We start from the raw sequence: 17,057 nt of genomic DNA on the forward strand, positions 1-17,057 counted from the left end.
AATGAACAAAAACTCTTGCATTTTGTAAGCGAATTACTTGACAAGTATAAGGATTGAGAGATGCTAGGTTAAACCTTATTCTACAAGAACTACCCGAACGATATCTTTTTATAATTATTGTTGAAAAACTAGCTGATTAAAATAAATGGAATACAAGCGATGAGCTCAAACCCTGTCACAAATCAAATAGAGTTCAAGTAAGTCGGCGTGAAGAAAACGAACTCTGTTAAAAAAACAAGTGAATACAGACAATGTTTCTACTGAAGCAACTCAATAGATGGGCGCTATATTAACAGAAACCCGGTTTTTCAACACCAGTGCCTCCTGGAATCTCCGAAAGTAGAAACGAGAAACCGGGTTTCTTAGGCAAGGTAAGAGCGTCCTAATTTACAAAAATTATTACATTAAATATCAATGCGGTACTCTCAAATCAGCAGCGAGTTAAGTTAGACTGAATTGTCAGTGCGTGAATTATTCACAGGTTAGCATCTATGCAGCTCAAACCTCTAAATCAGCCTTCACAAGAACTCTCTACCTCTTGCGAGCATAAAATCAAAGAGACTCAACCACCAAAGCCCAATTATTTCGCTCACATAGCCCGTTCCTTCCGCAACCTCAGTATTCACGACAAAATCTGCCGTGGGTACGCACTGGCTCTTTGTGTTGCGATTGGGGGAACGGCTGTCGGGATGTTGGTGGGCACTCATTACTATCGAATAACTAATAATCAAGTACACATCGATCGAGAAAGTCAGCTTTTAAATAAGTTGCAGGTGGCTTTACTGCGAACGCAAAATAGCCAAGAATGGCTGATTTACGGGCTAGATAATCCCCAAACATTTGACCGTAAATACCAACAGTTACAAAACAATATTTCCACTTTAAAAGTGTTGTTTTCAGAATTTAAAAAGCCTAACAATCTAGAACAGATTGAAGGAATAGAAAAAATTAGAAAAACTGGGGATTCGCTACTAGCCAATTATATTTCTCCACTAGAAATAGTTAATAATAAAATTAGTAAGTTGCCAAACAACCCCGCTCAACAAAGTATTAAACGTAAGTTGCTGTTGAATTTCGAGCGAGATAAAATTGGGTTGCAACTAGATAGGGCGGTTAATGATATAGCAGCAATTATCGATCGCGCCCAAGTGCAAGAAGATGCAGGGCGGAAGGATGTGCTGCGAGCGCAGGCGCTGCGGGTGCAAATAATTTTGGGTAGCATGGCACTGTCGATCGTCGTTGCAGCAGTGCTGGCGGGCTTCACCAGTCGGGCGATCGCCAAACCCCTCGCCGCTGTAACTAAAATCGCTCAGCAAGTGACTGAAGAATCTAATTTTCAGTTGCAAGTACCAGTTACCAGCACCGATGAAGTAGGAGTATTGGCAGCTTCGCTGAATCAACTGATTCAGAAAGTAAATCAGTTGCTAGAAGAATTGAAATCTGAACAACAAAGCAAGATACTTCAAAATGAGAAAATGGCAACTTTGGGGCGGATGTTAGCCGGCGTTGCTCACGAAGTTAACAACCCAATCAATTTTATCTATGCCAATATCGATCCTGCCAGAAATTATGTTGAAGATATTTTAGATTTGCTCAAAACTTACGAAACCGAAATTTCCAACCCCCCTGCCGCTGTGCTGGCGAAAGGCGAAGAAATAGACATCGATTTTCTCAAAGAAGATTTGATCAAAATATTGGACTCAATGCAAGTAGGCGCTGAAAGAGCCAAAGCTATTATCTTAAGTTTGAAAGATTTTTCTCGCCTCGATGAGGCAGCCCCTCATCCCGTCGATTTGCACGCCTGCATAGACAGCAGTTTGCTGATTCTCAACAGCCGCATCAAACAGGGCATTGAAGTGGTGCGACATTACGGCAATATTCCGACTGTGGAAGGCTATATGGGTTTGCTTTACCAGGTATTTGTGAATCTTCTCAACAATGCACTAGATGCTGTGGAAGAGAAAGCAAAAATTGAGAAATCCAGCTCTGAGAAGGCGAAAAAACGATCGGCTTCGGAGTCACTCCAGGAAGCACCGAGTTTTTCGCCGAGGATTGTGATTGCTACAGAATACTTGGACGACGACTCAGTGATAGTGCGAATTTCTGATAACGGTACGGGAATAGCACCAGAGAGCCAAGAAAAAATGTTTGAAACATTCTTTACTACTAAACCGAGAGGTGTAGGTACGGGTTTGGGATTGGCAATTGGTCGCGAAATTATCGTTAAGAAACACGGGGGGACAATTAACTTTTGGTCGGAGGTGGGAAGGGGGACGGAATTTGCGATCGCCCTGCCGATTAAGCATGAGGATTTAATGCAAAATACGCTCTTACAATCTCCAGTTGCTCGTGAATATAATTCCCAAGGCAACGAGAAAGTGCCAACCCAGCCCAAAAAAAGAGGAACTGTAAAAACTTAAAAATTATATCATTTCCGGTTACACTCCTTATGATGTTGACTGTTGACGCCGTGAACAGTGAACAGTCAACCGTCAACAGTGAACAGTGAACTCGAATTTACTATTCCGATGCTAACGGATTTGATATTATTCGTTTTTATCCCTGTTTCAAAAAAGAATGCAACTGCAAGCAAGCTCCGCAATCGGATGTCAGAATTCATTCCCCATCTAAAATCTAAAATCTAAAATGGTATGAGATTGCTTACTGACCGAAAGCATCCAGGATACAATCCCCCGGATTCATCCGTGGAGAAATAAAAAACCTGTATCCGATGAAACTTGCCCCCCGAATTTATTCGTGGGGTCAATGCTTCAATTCTTTAATCTAAAATCTAAAATCTAAAATCTAAAATCTAAAATCGATTGACTGGCTGTCGCTACCCCACTAAATGAGTGATAATACCAAAATAAAAACTATTTTCCATAATCTTGAAAAACAGGATTTGCTATAATTTAAAGTTGAGCAATCACTGTACGGAGCGAAAATTATGGGACTATTTGACCAAATTTTGAGCGCGATCGACAATCCCAACCAACAAGCAAACCCCAATCAGTTGGGCAACATTCTCGGTGCGGTAGAACAGTTGAGCAGCAACCAGGGCGTCAATACGGGCACCACTCAGCTAGCAATGTCGGTTTTGGGCGGATACGTGCGATCGGCATTGCAAAACGTGCGATCGCAGTCGGGAGACGCACAAGCTCAACAAGTTGTCAACCAATTTAGCGGCACAAATCCCAATCCGCAAGCGGTACAGAGTTTGTTCGGCGCAGGCCAACTGACGCAGATAGTGAACGATATCGCCCACAGAACCGGTTTGAATAACGCCACAGTGCAGGCGATGATACCTGTTTTGGTGCCCCTGGTGCTGAATTTGCTAAAAACCGGCAGCAATGCCCAAAACCCAGCCCAAGGCAGCAATCCCGTTTTGAATACGTTTTTAGATTCAGATGGAGACGGCGACGTAGATATTACTGACGCCATGTCGATGGCAGGCCGCTTTTTGAATCAGCGCAGTTAATTGTTGATGGTTGACAAAACATAACACCCAAATCCCCGACTTCTTGAAGAAATCGGGGATTTAAAGGAATAAGGAAGAAGCAATCAAATCAATGGTTTCAGCAATTAAAAACATCCTAATTACCAAGAAGGTTGCTATATACCAATTTTATAAATTGATTAAATCCGTTCCTTCTCGTCACCTTATGGTATTGTTAGTGTGAGGATACAGTTTGCGGGGATTTTCCAAGGTTGACATACCAGTTCGGTTTTGGCGGCGCATCATTGACTTTTTCTATGTGAGCGCGAACCGAAATATTTTCGTAGTCTCGAATACTACCCGCTCCCATGCCTAACAAGCTTTCATTCCCAAACAAATCCCACAGAAACAGATGTTGCTCGTCTGTAAGTGGAATATCTTCAAGTCGAGCCATATAAAATACTGCCAAAACATCAATCTCCTCCCGTTTGGCACTCCACTGGTACATCAAATCGAATGGGATATTGGCTTCAGTTATGCAACCAATCGCCTTATCTGGGGTCATTTCTCGTTTGTACACTAGGTTTAGGCACAGTGCCAGTATCCAGTGGTCTTTTGGCAGCGAACGTAGTCTGTATTGTTGTTTATTCATCAGTTTTATCCTCTTCACAAGTCCAGTAAATTCCGAGTGTACAATCACTGTGATGTTGTGCTCGGCGTTCGTATTTGTCGCAGCGCTCTTGAGCTTTATAAAACTGTTCTATAAAGGTTTTGCCAGGGACATAAAACGGTCTGTCTGGATTGGCTGCAAGTAATTTTTCGTAATCTTCCCAACTTAAATCTGGATCTTCTGGATCTCTGATCATTTATTTTTCATGTGAGTTACCAAAAACTAAATCATATCGTATTTTGTAGGAAACAACCACCTTTACGGTAAGCACAACCTAAAAACATAATACGCATATCCCCGACTTCTTTAAGAAGTCGGGGATATCACAAGAATTATCAACCCAAACCCAAATCAGTAACAGCACCGATACTGCTAGAAGAAACCAACTTAGCATATTTAGCCAAAACGCCCCTAGTATAGCGAGGTTTAGGAGGCTGCCAAAGAGCCCGCCGCTGCTCCAATTCTGCATCAGAAACATTGAGCTGCAACAAGCGATTTTGAGCATCAATCGTAATCGAATCGCCCTCTTTTACCAAAGCAATTGTCCCGCCAACTTGTGCTTCTGGTGCAACGTGACCGACAACCATGCCGTAAGTTCCGCCAGAGAAGCGGCCGTCAGTAATTAACCCGACAGAATCGCCTAAACCAGCGCCAATAATTGCCGAAGTTGGTGCTAACATTTCGCGCATTCCCGGCCCGCCTTTGGGCCCTTCGTAGCGGATGATAATCACATCTCCGGCTTGAATTTTGCCCGCTAGAATTGCATCCAAACAATCTTCTTCAGATTCAAATACGCGCGCTGGGCCGGTAATTTGTGGTTTTTTAACGCCGGTAATTTTAGCAACGGCTCCTTCTGTTGCCAGATTTCCCCTGAGAATTGCTAAATGTCCTTGGGCGTAAAGCGGGTTGTTCCAAGGGCGGATGACATCTTGGTCGGTGCGGGGTTCGGCTGGAATATCTGCTAACACTTCGGCAACAGTTTGACCGGTAATTGTCAGCGCGTCTCCGTGCAGCAAACCCTGTTCTAGCAGCATTTTCATTACTTGAGGAATGCCGCCGGCTTTGTGCAAATCGGTTGCTACGTATTTGCCGCTGGGTTTGAGGTCGCACAGCACTGGTACTTTTGCTCGAATAGTTTCAAAATCGTCGAGGGACAACTCAACGCCGATCGCATTGGAAATGGCTAATAAATGCAGCACAGCGTTGGTTGAACCGCCCACTGCCATGATGACCGCGATCGCATTTTCAAAGGCCGCTCGTGTCAAAATTTGGCTCGGTAACAACTGTTTGCGGACAGCTTCCACCAGCACTTTTGCTGATTCGGCAGCGCTGTCAGCTTTTTCGGCATCCTCAGCAGCCATTGTCGAAGAATAAGGCAAACTCATGCCCATCACTTCAAAAGCGCTAGACATCGTATTTGCTGTGAACATTCCGCCACAGGAACCCGCACCCGGACAAGCTTTTTGTTCGACTGCATTGAGTTCTGTTTCGTCAATTTTGCCCGCGCTGAATTGGCCGACGGCTTCAAAAGCGCTGACAACGGTTAAATCCTGTCCGTTGTGGTGTCCGGGTTTGATCGTGCCGCCGTAAACAAAAATAGCAGGAATGTTCATGCGGGCGATCGCAATCATCGCCCCCGGCATATTTTTATCGCAACCGCCGACAGCCAGCACCCCGTCCATACTTTGGCCGTTGCAAACAGTTTCGATGGAATCCGCAATCACATCTCTCGACACCAGAGAATATTTCATCCCTTGAGTTCCCATCGAGATCCCGTCGCTGATAGTAATCGTACCGAACATCTGTGGCATGGCGCCGGCTTCCCTTGCACCCGCAATAGCCCGCAAAGCGAGGTCGTTCAATCCCATATTGCAGGGCGTAATCGTGCTGTACCCGTTGGCAATCCCCACAATCGGCTTAGTGAAATCGCCGTCACCAAAACCGACTGCCCGCAGCATTGCTCGGTTGGGCGCGCGCTGCACGCCTCCAGTCACAGCTTGGCTTCTCAAATTTTCAGGCATTTTAAAATTTCCTTTCTCTGTTGACAGTTGATAGTTGACAGTTGACAGTTGACAGTTGTCAGTTGTCAACTGCCAGCTCGCCCAAAAACGAATACAAGTTTCCGATAATCGTCGTGGTGAGCCCATAATTTTAGACCAAAGTTCCGGCTCCCAGATGAATCTGTGGAGCAAATCTAAAATCTAAAATCTAAAATCGACTGACTCAGTGCCGAGCGCCGAGAGTTTTACCCTATTGTTGATTTTCTCAGAAGCTTTGATATTTGTCAGACCTTTTAGGAGGCAGTGGCACAGCAGTGTCCGGAAAGCAAGGGAAAAATTCTACAGATACTACAGCGTGCAGAGTGAATACCGTGGTTATCTGGGATGATGTGGTAACACCCATCACTCTAACGTTTAAAAAAAATTGCGAGGCTAATGACATGGAGGCCGATCGAATTCTGAGGCAATATGCGGCCGGAGAAAGAAATTTTCGAGAAATTAACCTCGCCGGGGCCGACTTAAAAGGGGTAAACCTCAGCGAGGCTAACTTTACCCGATCGAATTTCCAAGACGCAAACCTCAAAGGCGCTAACCTGACGGGAGCGAACTTGCGCGAGGTGAAATTGGCAGGGGTGGACTTGACGGAAGCCAACCTCAGCGAAGCAAATCTCATCGGTACCGATTTGAGCCGTGCCAATCTCAGCGGGGCTAACCTGATGGGAGCAAACCTGCGCGGCTCAATGGCCAGAGAAGTCAACATGACTAAGGCTAATTTGACGGAAGCTAATTTGACCGAAGCCAACTTTACCGAAGCGAATTTGTTTGCGGCCAACTTAACGGACGCTAGCATGATTCGCATTAATTTGATGAAGGCAAATTTGAGTTGGTCAACTCTCAAAGCGGTAAACCTGACAAATGCCATCCTCAGCGAGTCGCTTTTAGAAAGAGCTAACCTAAATCAGGCAATTCTCAGCGGGGCGATGGTGAGCGGGGCCAACTTGGCTGGTGCAGACTTGCGCCAAGTAACGATGGTTGGAGCTAATCTCACCGACGCTAATCTGAGCAATGCTAATTTGAGAGTTGCTAATGTTAGTTGGTCAACGCTGGCAAGAGCTAATTTGAGCGGTGCTAATTTGTACCGGGCAAAGCTGTGCTGGTCTAATTTCAGCGGGGCGGTTTTGGTGGAAGCGGTTTTGATTGATGCTAATCTCAATCGAACTAACTTCCGCGATGCAGATTTGAGGCGGGCAATTATGCCGGACGGCACGACTAATGATTCTTAAAATTTGATTGGTGATTGTTGATTGTTGACTGTTGACTGTTGACTGTTGACTGTTGACTGTTGACTGTTGACTGTTGACTGTTGACTGTTCACTGTTGACTAATGACTAATGACTACTGACTAATGACTAATGACTACTGACTACTGACTAATGACTACTGACTACTGACTACTGACTACTGACTACTGACTAATGACTATCACTGAATTATTGATGTTGGGTGCGGCGGGAATTTTTGCGGGAATTCTAGCTGGATTTTTGGGTATCGGCGGCGGTACGGTGCTCGTGCCTTTGTTGGTGGCTCTCAATTACGCTCCCGTGGAAGCGGTTGCTACTAGCGGTTTGTCGATCGTCATTACAGCTATTTCTGGCAGCATCCAGAATTGGCGCATGGGCTACCTCAGCTTGAGCCAAGTCGCCGGCATCGGATTTCCTGCCGTCATTACAGCACAAATCGGTGTTTATTGGGCGACGATATTTCCGCCTTACTTGGTGCTAGTTACTTTTGGGCTGTTGCTGTGGCTGAATATTTATTTGATTGAAGTTCGCAAGCGCCTGACAGCTAAGAAGAAAGCGGAACTAGAACAAGGGGAACTGGGAGGACAAGCGGGACAAGGAGAAAATGCTCAATTACCAATTACCAATCACGAATTACCCAATAATTCAAATATTATATTCCATCCAACTTTTGCTAAAATTGCTACTGGCAGTGCGGCGGGTTTATTAGCGGGTTTGTTCGGCGTAGGTGGCGGCGTGATTATGGTTCCCCTGCAAATTTTGCTGTTAGGAGAAAGCATTAAAACCGCAATTCAAACCAGCTTGGGCGTCATCGTCATCACGGCAATTTCTGCGACGGCGGGACACGCGGCGCGCGGGAATGTTTTGTGGGTTGTGGGGTTAATTCTTGGCGGCGGCGGTTTGTTGGGCGCGCAGGTGAGTACGCGGTTTTTGCCGAGATTGCCCGATCGTATTGTTAGTTTAGCTTTTCGATCGCTCTTGGCAGTGTTATCGATTTATGTTTTCTGGCAAGCTTGGCAAAAATTTATTAACGGGTAATTGGTAATTGAGGCAGAGCCTCCGGGTATGTATTCCCAGGCAGAGCCTGGGAACAAGGTTAAGGCTACAATGACAGTTGACAGTTGAAGTTGACAGTTGACAGTTGACTACTAACTAATGACTACTGACTACTGACTACTGACTACTGACTACTGACTACTGACTCAGTTTCTTCACGGCACGAGTCAGACGCTGCAAATAAGGCTTGACAATTTCTTGATTTTGTCTCTGCAACTCGGACACTTGCTGCTGCAAATTCTGAATCTCGGTTTGCAGCATCCCTGTGTCTATTGTGGGTCGATCGAGCAAGTCCTGCAATTGCTTGAGAGAACCTTGGATTTGATCCAAGTCTACTTCGTTCGATCGCTCCTGTAACTGAGCCGTAATAGTTTTAACTTCAGTTAACTGTTCGCCCATCAATAAAAATCGGACGTTGACATTTTCCCAATCATGCTCTCTGAGGGCGCTATTTTCCAAAATGCGGAGTTTTTGCTGCAAATCTGACAGTTGCGTGTGGAAATCCTGAGAATCTGCAGGCAGCGCCTGGGCTTGGCGTTCGAGGGAGGCTACGGCAGCTTGTACCTCGGCGATGACGCCGGATTCCAAGCCCAGGAGTTTTTGCTGCAAGTCGGAGACGGCGGTGTAGAGTTCCGCAGGTTCTCCAGGTAGTATCTGAACTTGCTGCGAGCGAGGTTCTACGGAGGCCTGTACCTCCGCGATCGCAGAATTTGCCTTTTGTTGCATTTGTTGCTCGAAACGCTGGCGATTGGCGAGATTTATGGAGAGTGCTGCGGTTAAGGGGGCGGCAGCGTAGACAATTTGGCCCGACAATCCTGCAGCAATCGTGCCAATAGCTGAACCAGCAACAGAGGCGTATTCTACCAATTCTAGCCAGTCCGGCTGGTTCGGGGTACTTCTGGAAGCTGGGAATGATGCTTTTTCAATCTTCTGCATAGCCTTTTAATCGTAGTCGGATAGATGGCGATACCGACATGATAAAAGCGATCGGCAAATAAATCAGGGCTAGTGGTCAAAATTTCCTGATTGTGGTATTTTTATTGACCGAAAGCATCCAGGATACAAGCCCCCGACTTGATCCGTGGGGTCAATGCTTCAATTCTAAAATCTAAAATCTAAAATCGATTGACCGAAAGCATCGAGGATACCCGCCACGTGATTCATCCGTCCAGAAATAAAAAACCTGTATCCGATAAAGGAGCCCCCGAATTTCTCTCGCGCAAGTCAATGCTTCAATTCTTTAATCTAAAATCTAAAATCTAAAATCTAAAATCGATTGACCTTCTGCGTTTAAAACGCTCAGTCTCAGGTAAAATTCAGGATTAAGTCGATCGCTCAAAACACTTAACCGATAACCGTTAACCGCCGTCTGTCAGGAGTATACAGAAAATGGGTCTTAAGATTATTGAAAGCTACGATAGCAGTTTTGTCCTCGAACCCGATGCTAAAACTGCACTGTTCGGTTTATTAACCGGTGAAAGCTTTGTCAAACAAGTAGCGCTACAATTGCAATGCTCCCGCATTGAGTTTGCCGAGTTACTTTTCCAGCCAGTCCCTTACAGCAGCGAGACGCCCAAGGGAATGCCTGCGGAATTTGAAAAGTATCATCAATCGACCGATTTTGCGATCGTCAACGTCCCGCCTAATTTCATGTTCCAAGCCAAAATATTTAAACCCAGCCGCCTCTGTGCAATTTATCGAGTTTTCAAGAGTTAGGTAAAGGCTGGTTAATCTGTGGTTTAATCTAAAATCTAAAATCTAAAATCTAAAATCGGATGACAGAAGACATTCAATCTCTCGCCAGCTTAGAATTCATTCCCTACATAGACTCCGAGGGGAAATTGCCCGATTTTCTCCAGGGAAAAATCGGCGTTTACGCGATTTTTGACAGCGAGAAAGTCCTGCAATTTGTCGGCTATTCTCGCGACATTTACCTCAGCCTCAAACAGCATTTGGTACGCCAAACCCAATATTGCTACTGGCTGAAAGTCCAAACTATTGACAAGCCCAGCCGCACTATCCTAGAAAGCATTAGAGAAAGTTGGATTGCCGAAAACGGTTCCCAACCCCAAGGTAACGGTGCCGATGCGGCCAAGTGGAACGATCCCATCGACACCAAAACAGTGATGACTGCCCAAGAAACGGCAAATTATGAAGGTATCTTCGCCGATGAAATTGCCAAAGATAAATTGTTGAAAAATGTCGCGCGGCGCGTGGAAAATGAAATTTTCGCGCTGCTGAAAGCTCGCGGCGTAACTGAAGAAATCCGGTTTAATCCCAAGCTGAAAACGAGCGGATTGTTGGATTTAAAGTAAATACGCTCTCTGGTCAATTCCCCACAATCAGCCCCGGTTTGTAATGAGGACTTCTATCAAATCCCGTAGCATGGTAATTAATATTACCCACAGCTTTCGAGACGGCGCCGCGCCCATTAGTCTCAACTTAAGATTTTAGTCCGCCAGTCCTCCCGCTCACCCGGCAGTCCGCCAGGGAATGAATTCCCTGTCTAATAGCAAAAGTCCTCTAAAAGAGGACTAATAAATTATTCAGTCCTCTTTTAGAGGACTTTCGCTTTGAGGCAGGGGTTTCAACCCCTGACGGACTGACGGATTATCGGTTTTACCTTAAACAGATGCTTGCGTACAATCTATCTGATATATCCTCTGGGTCTGTTAAATTTTAACATTTTAAAAGTTATTAAAATTTAACAGATATCGGAATCTGCACAATTAACTTGGTTCCTCGGCCCGGAGCTGAAATACAACTGATTTGACCTCGATGTTTTTCCACTACAATATCGTGACTGATTGCCAACCCTAATCCAATACCACGGCCTACAGGCTTCGTTGTAAAAAATGGGTCAAATATCTGGTGGCGCACTTCCTCACTCATCCCACAACCGTTATCGGCAATGTGAATAACAACGGATTTATAATTGTGAATGGCTAATTTTGAATCTTGATTGTGCAGGGCCGCTTCTGACTCACAACTTAGTGAAGTGCTGATGAGAATTTTTCGGGGAGACGGTTGAGTTTCCAGGGCATCAATAGCATTACTTAGCAGGTTCATGAACACCTGATTTAACTCACTGGCGTAACAGGTGACTCTTGGCAGTTGGCTGTAGTCTTTAATGACCTCTATCTCACCAGCTTTGTTTGTTCCCTTCAGCCGGTGCTGCAAAATAACTAAAGTATTGTCAATGCCTTCATGGATATCCACTGGCTTGTACTTTTGTTCGCCAAGGCGGGTGAATTTCCGCAAAGACATCACAATTTCGCTAATCCGAGAAGCACCCTCTGTCATCGAATTCAGCAGTTTTGGATAATCCTCTGCGATGAATTCGGGTTGAATCTCGTCCAATTCGCCGATAATTTCTGCAACGGGGTGGGGGTAGTAATGTCGGTACAATTCGACGAGGCGAAGCAAATCTCGTGTATAGTCCGCCGCGAGAGCAATATTACCGTAGATAAAGCTGACGGGATTGTTGATTTCGTGAGCAATTCCAGCAGCTAGCTGACCTAAAGAAGCCATTTTTTCCTTCTGTATTAACTGAGCTTGAGTTTTCTTTAGTTCAGTTACGGTTTGTTCGAGTTGGTTGGCGTAGGATTGTGTTTGCTGGAACAACTGCCGCTGCACGAGTTGGTTTGAGACGCGGGCGAGAACTTCTTGTTCGTGAAACGGTTTTGTGATATAATCTATACCACCAACTTCAAAGGCTTTGACTTTATCTAATACTTCATTCAAAGCACTGATAAAAATAATTGGAATGTCCTTGGTTTTGGGAGAATTTTTCAAGGCTTGGCAGACTTGGTAGCCGTCCATACCGGGCATCATGATGTCGAGCAAAATTAAGTCAGGAGGAGTTAACTCGATCGACCGTAGCGCTAGTTGGCCGTCGGGTGCGGTGCGTGTTTTGTACCCTTGCTGCGAGAGTATTTGAGCTAAAAGTTGCAAATTAGTCGGAATATCATCAACAATTAAAATATTCCCTTTTAAGACGGGAGTTGGTTCGTAATTCATATCTAGTTTGGTTAAATAACCTTTATAGGTTTGTAGTATCCCAGGTTTATGAAGTAGGGACACCGCACCGTGCCCATAGGTGTTAACTTAAGCTTTTTGTCCGCCAGTCCTTCCGCCTACCCGGCAGTCCTTAGCGGGAATGAATTCCACGGGGCTTATAGCGAAAGTCCTCTCAAAGACGACTAATGAGTTTAAAAATTCTTCTTCTAAGTCCTCATAGCGAAGACTTTCGCTTTGAGGCAGGAGTTTCAATCCCTGTGGGACTATTGGTTTTACCTTAAATGGACACCAATGGGCACGGTGCGGTGTCCCTACGGGGGGATAGATATATAAGATATATTTGGGGTGTACTTCATAAACCTGCTATCTGCTGTAATATCATTCCTATTTCGTTTCGGGATGGATGAGCGCTAGTATTTGATTGAACTGAAACTCGTTAGCCAATGCGGCTAGGGCGCTAGCTAAAGCGTCATTGCGATCGCGAATTTGCTCAATTTGGATCAGAATTAACTCTAAATCGCACTCAATTGTGGCTTTCTCTAAAGCTGCCAGCCAATCTGCGGGTAAAGCTGCCAGAGTCTCTGGAGTCGGAGGCTCGATTTGAGTTGACTCGGGAACACTCTCCGGTTCATCGTAAATGTAACGCACTCCCAGATGTTTGTGGAGGGTGGCAAAAATTTCTGTATCTCGAAAGGGTTTGTGAATAAAGTCATCGCAATCATCTGAGACAGTAACGGTTTGCGCTTCCTCGGCGTTACCGGCACTCACGGCAATAATTGCCGTAGCTTGACCTTTAAGGGTGGCTTTAATGCGTTTGGTAGCTTCATGTCCATCCATCACGGGCATCCACATATCCATAAAAATTAAGTGTGGCTCAAAACTCGACCACATTTCAATAGCTTCCATGCCGTTGCAGGCTTCTTCGAGTTCAAAGTTAAAGGCAGCGAGGAGTTTGATCAGCAGTTGCCGGTTTTCGGCTCGATCGTCCACAATCAAAATACGATAGCGTGGCTGATTGCGTTCGAGGGCTATCACCCGACGCGGTGGCTGTACGGGTTGAGTCGCCGGGGCATCAACGGCGCTGACGGGGATATCAAACGCGAAGGTGGTGCCGCGTCCAACTTCACTGCGTACAGTAATCACGCCGCCCATCAGCTTGACAAACTGTTGGCTGATAGCCAGCCCCAAGCCTGTTCCTTGCTGAGATTTTGTTCCTGTTTTGGTTTGCACAAAGGCTTGAAAAAGCTTATCTAACTCATCAGCAGCTATGCCGGCACCCGTGTCTTCTATTTCAAAATGTAATTGGTAATTACTGATTGGTAAATCCTGATTTCCACGGTCTATAAATGCACTTACTCTTAACCAAATTACTCCTTGTTTAGTAAACTTAATGGCGTTAGAAAGCAGATTAATTAAAACTTGGCGCAACTTCATTTGATCTGTTTGCACGTACTCAGGAGTTTCGCTAGAGCAGTCAAATATTAACTGCAATTGTCGCTCCTTTGCCTGGAGCTGAAACATCTCTGCTAGATCGTTCAACAGGCTGCTTAATTGAAATTTTGTTGGGTTGATTGTAATGCGTCCCGCCTCTATTTTGGCTAAATCTAATATTTGATTGATCAGAGCTAGCAAGTGTTCTCCGCTGCGGTTGATGATACGGATATTTTCCTGTTGTTCGCGAGTGAGGTTGGTAGAGCGCTGCATCAATTGGGAGAATCCCAGAATTGCGTTTAGCGGGGTGCGAAGTTCGTGGCTCATATTTGCCAGGAAAGTGCTTTTGGCAAGGTTGGCGGCTTCTGCAGCCCAGGCAGCTTGTTGAAGCTGTACTGCTTGCTGTTGAGTGGCTTCGAGCAATTGAGCTTGTTGTAAGGCGACTCCTAGTTGAGTGCTAATTTGCAGCCCAATATTGATTTCTGCTTCGCGCCAACTGCGGGGTGCAGAATTTTGATAGCTGGCGAGCAAACCCCAAAGTTTACTGCCGCAAAATATGGGAAAAATAACGTAGGCTCTAGCTTGAAATTGCTCTAACAGTTCTAGGTAACAAGGACTCAACCCAGCGGTGTATATGTCTTCAATTATGCGGTAAGGAACGCCTCTAGCATACATACCACCTTGATTTCTTTGTAGATAGGTATCCAGCACTGGTTCACCGGAGGCTTGCATAGTTTTCACGGTACAGCGAGAGTCTTCGACGAGATTGTTTGGCACATTAAAATCGTCGGGTTGTTGCATCAGAGATATCCAGCCCGCAGCCATTGACTCGGCAACAAATTCCCCACTCCAATCAGGATTAAAGCGATAGATACCGACTCGATCGCATTTTAGGGTTTGTCGCAGTTCAAATGTTGTGGTTTTGAATATTGTGTCAATATCTAAGGATTGACGGATGCGATCGATCGATCGGGCGATGGCTTGTTCTCCCTGGGCGCTTTCTCGCAAAGCTGACTCGGCTTGTTTGCGATCGCTAATATCCAAGACAGTGCCGAACAAACGGAGCAAATGCCCTTTTTCATCATAAACAGGTTTCCCTCGAACTTCAATGTAACCGATCGAGCCATCTCTTCGGAGCAGCCGCAGATCAATTTCAAAGCTTTGCCCCGACATAGCTCGATCGCGCACCATTGTCAGATAGCGCGATCGATCTTCTGGATGAAAGCGCTCGATTAATTGTTCGTTTGGCAGCGGTTTTTGAGTCGGATCGAGTTCATAAATGCGATATAGTTCTTGACTCCAAGTGGTTGTTTCTGTGGCGATATCGTATTCCCAACTGCCAATACGGGCAATTTTTTGGGCTTCCAGCAGTCGGGATTCGGCTAACTGGCGATCGCTAATGTCGCGCGCTACCCAAACAGCAGAGCTATCCGACAGTGGCGAAATTTTAGCAGCAAACCAAACTTCTTGGTTATTAATCGGCAGACTGTAATCAAAACTAATAGTTTGTTGGGTTTCCAATGCCTGTCGAACTCGAGCAAAATAAATCTCCTCTCTTGGCTCATGAAAAAATTGTTCGATGATGGAGTCGATCTGATTCGTCTGATAGTTGTATTGAAAAATTCCCTTGGTGGGTATAATTTGGATAGTTTCTTCTTGAATATCAAAAATCAATACAATATCTGTAATTGACTCAAATATTTTCACAACTTGCTCAGTAGAAGTGGAAAGTTTTTGTTCGAGCAATTTGCGCTCGGCAATTTCAGATTGTAATAGTTCGTTCGCACGAGCTAAGGCGCAGGTACGTTCGACCACTTCGGCTTCTAAAGTGCGATTGTAGTCAGTTAATATTTTTTCAGCTTGTTTGCGCTGTGCGATGTTAGAAAAAGCAGTGATGGCATAAATAATGTTTCTGCCTTCGTCGAAAATTGGTGTGGCGCGCACCTCAAAAGGAATAAATTTCCCATCTCGATAAAGTTCTACATCTTCAAGGAATACCGTTTCCCCGCGCAGTGCTCGGAATGCGGGCAGTTCTTCAGTGGGATAAAGCTGGTTTTGGCGATAGATTTGATAAACTTCTACTGCTTCTTCTAAAGTCGAATCGGGGATAGTTTCTACGCCGAGCCAATACTTGGCAGTTTCGTTGAAGTACACGACTTTACCGGAGGCATCGTGGATAGATACTCCTGCAGGTATGGCTTCGATAAATTGCTTGAGTTGGCTCTCTCTTTGCGCTAAAGCTTCATTTAAAGATTTTTGGTCTGCAAAAGCCTGTTGCAGTTGCGCGGCCATAAAATTGAAGGAATTGGCGAGTTCTCCGACTTCATCCAAGCGTTTATTTTCTAAAGGTTGCTCCCATTTTCCTTTGGCAACATTTTTGGCTGCCGTATTCAAACGCATAATTGGCTTTGTTACCCAACGGGAAGTCAACAATCCGATCGCGATCGCCAGCGGCAGTGTACCAATCAATAACCACAATGTGTTGCGCGTATTTGCTTGAATGCGAGCCATGAAATCCGACTCTGGCACCACCACCACAATCAACCAATCCAAGCCACGGAAATCTCGATAGGGAGTGACACGGACAAACTGCCTATCGCCCTTGTTCGCCAAGGTAAATCGCTGGGTTGTTTGCAGCGTGCGGAAGTTGCCAAATCGGTTGGCCAGTTGTCGAGCAATATCTCGCGTTGGCGCATCCTTGCTGTTGGTGGCTAGCAATGGCGTCGGTTGCTTTTTGGCTGGCGTCACCAAGGGTGTTTCTAGTGTGGATGTGGCAATCAGATTGCCCGATCGATCCATAATAAAAGCTTGTCCTGAAGCCGAGAATTGCAGCCTAGCCAGAAAGGTATTGATTGCCGAGGGCCCATCATTATCCGTGAGGCGATCGCGGGTACGTTCTCCTACTTGTTCGATTAACTGATGCGCTACATCCTCGACTGATTCCTGACCACTTTTGAAAGAAAGAAAGCCCACTAGCCCAACTACACTTACCGTTTGCAAAACAAACGGCACAATCAGAACCGTTCGCAGCGGCAGCTTGCTAAAAAATTTGGCGGTTAGGCGGTTGAAGTGATAAATGGGCATGGGTGTGAACCAATTGTGCTGGCGATCGTATTTTAACTGCTATAGTCTGCCTTTACCCC

12 protein-coding genes are annotated in these 17,057 nt (G+C 45.4%); 6 read left to right on the plus strand and 6 right to left on the minus strand.

All coding sequences use genetic code 11. From position 1 onward, the window contains the following. Positions 1–491: 491 nt before the first annotated feature. Both QUB35_RS00335 and QUB35_RS00340 read left to right on the plus strand, forming a co-directional pair. Positions 492–2,420: an ATP-binding protein gene (locus QUB35_RS00335; RefSeq protein WP_333138271.1), complete on the plus strand. Its 1,929-nt coding sequence runs from the start codon at positions 492–494 to the stop codon at positions 2,418–2,420. A gap of 527 nt (positions 2,421–2,947) precedes the next feature. Then, the gene (locus QUB35_RS00340; protein WP_333138273.1) at positions 2,948–3,478 is read left to right on the plus strand and encodes a hypothetical protein; all 531 of its coding nucleotides are present in this window, start codon (positions 2,948–2,950) and stop codon (positions 3,476–3,478) included. Between the two features lie 193 nt (positions 3,479–3,671). Here QUB35_RS00340 and QUB35_RS00345 read toward each other — a convergent pair whose 3' ends face one another. From QUB35_RS00345 to ilvD, 3 genes are all read right to left on the minus strand, one after another. Continuing rightward, positions 3,672–4,088, minus strand: coding sequence for a hypothetical protein (locus QUB35_RS00345; RefSeq protein WP_333138275.1), 417 nt, complete (start codon positions 4,086–4,088; stop codon positions 3,672–3,674). Beyond that, positions 4,081–4,302: a hypothetical protein gene (locus QUB35_RS00350; RefSeq protein ID WP_106332686.1), complete on the minus strand. Its 222-nt coding sequence runs from the start codon at positions 4,300–4,302 to the stop codon at positions 4,081–4,083. The genes QUB35_RS00345 and QUB35_RS00350 overlap by 8 nt, the downstream gene beginning before the upstream one ends. A 139-nt stretch (positions 4,303–4,441) precedes the next feature. Beyond that, positions 4,442–6,127 (minus strand): dihydroxy-acid dehydratase, encoded by a 1,686-nt coding sequence (gene ilvD, locus QUB35_RS00355; protein ID WP_333138278.1) that lies wholly within the window; start codon positions 6,125–6,127, stop codon positions 4,442–4,444. A 419-nt stretch (positions 6,128–6,546) separates the two neighbouring features. Here ilvD and QUB35_RS00360 point away from each other — a divergent pair, with 419 nt between their 5' ends. Together QUB35_RS00360 and QUB35_RS00365 are read left to right on the plus strand one after the other, a co-directional pair. Then, positions 6,547–7,389, plus strand: a complete 843-nt coding sequence (locus QUB35_RS00360; RefSeq protein ID WP_333138539.1) for a pentapeptide repeat-containing protein — start codon at positions 6,547–6,549, stop codon at positions 7,387–7,389. Positions 7,390–7,581: 192 nt separating this feature from the next. Next, entirely contained in the window at positions 7,582–8,445 is an 864-nt protein-coding gene (locus QUB35_RS00365; RefSeq protein WP_333138280.1) for a sulfite exporter TauE/SafE family protein, read from the plus strand. A 156-nt stretch (positions 8,446–8,601) separates the two neighbouring features. Here the strand turns inward: QUB35_RS00365 and QUB35_RS00370 are convergent, their stop codons facing one another. Continuing rightward, positions 8,602–9,399 carry a hypothetical protein gene (locus tag QUB35_RS00370; RefSeq protein ID WP_333138281.1) on the minus strand — a complete coding sequence of 266 codons (798 nt, stop codon included), beginning with the start codon at positions 9,397–9,399 and terminating at the stop codon, positions 8,602–8,604. A 453-nt stretch (positions 9,400–9,852) separates the two neighbouring features. Here QUB35_RS00370 and QUB35_RS00375 point away from each other — a divergent pair, with 453 nt between their 5' ends. Further along, a complete protein-coding gene (locus tag QUB35_RS00375) occupies positions 9,853–10,179 on the plus strand; it encodes a hypothetical protein (RefSeq protein ID WP_333138283.1) in 327 nt (108 codons plus the stop codon). Positions 10,180–10,238: 59 nt separating this feature from the next. Further along, complete coding sequence (locus QUB35_RS00380; RefSeq protein WP_333138285.1) at positions 10,239–10,778, plus strand: GIY-YIG nuclease family protein; 540 nt, start codon at positions 10,239–10,241, stop codon at positions 10,776–10,778. Positions 10,779–11,160: 382 nt separating this feature from the next. On the opposite strand, the gene QUB35_RS00385 is transcribed toward QUB35_RS00380, so the two are convergent. Both QUB35_RS00385 and QUB35_RS00390 read right to left on the minus strand, forming a co-directional pair. After that, on the minus strand, positions 11,161–12,483 hold the full coding sequence (locus tag QUB35_RS00385; RefSeq protein ID WP_333138287.1) for a response regulator: 1,323 nt from the start codon (positions 12,481–12,483) through the stop codon (positions 11,161–11,163). A 384-nt stretch (positions 12,484–12,867) separates the two neighbouring features. Next, positions 12,868–16,998 (minus strand): ATP-binding protein, encoded by a 4,131-nt coding sequence (locus tag QUB35_RS00390; protein WP_333138289.1) that lies wholly within the window; start codon positions 16,996–16,998, stop codon positions 12,868–12,870. Positions 16,999–17,057 lie beyond the last annotated feature (59 nt).

The sequence above is a fragment of the Microcoleus sp. B13-B6 genome, from assembly GCF_036705405.1.
In the GTDB taxonomy this organism is placed as follows: domain Bacteria; phylum Cyanobacteriota; class Cyanobacteriia; order Cyanobacteriales; family Microcoleaceae; genus Microcoleus.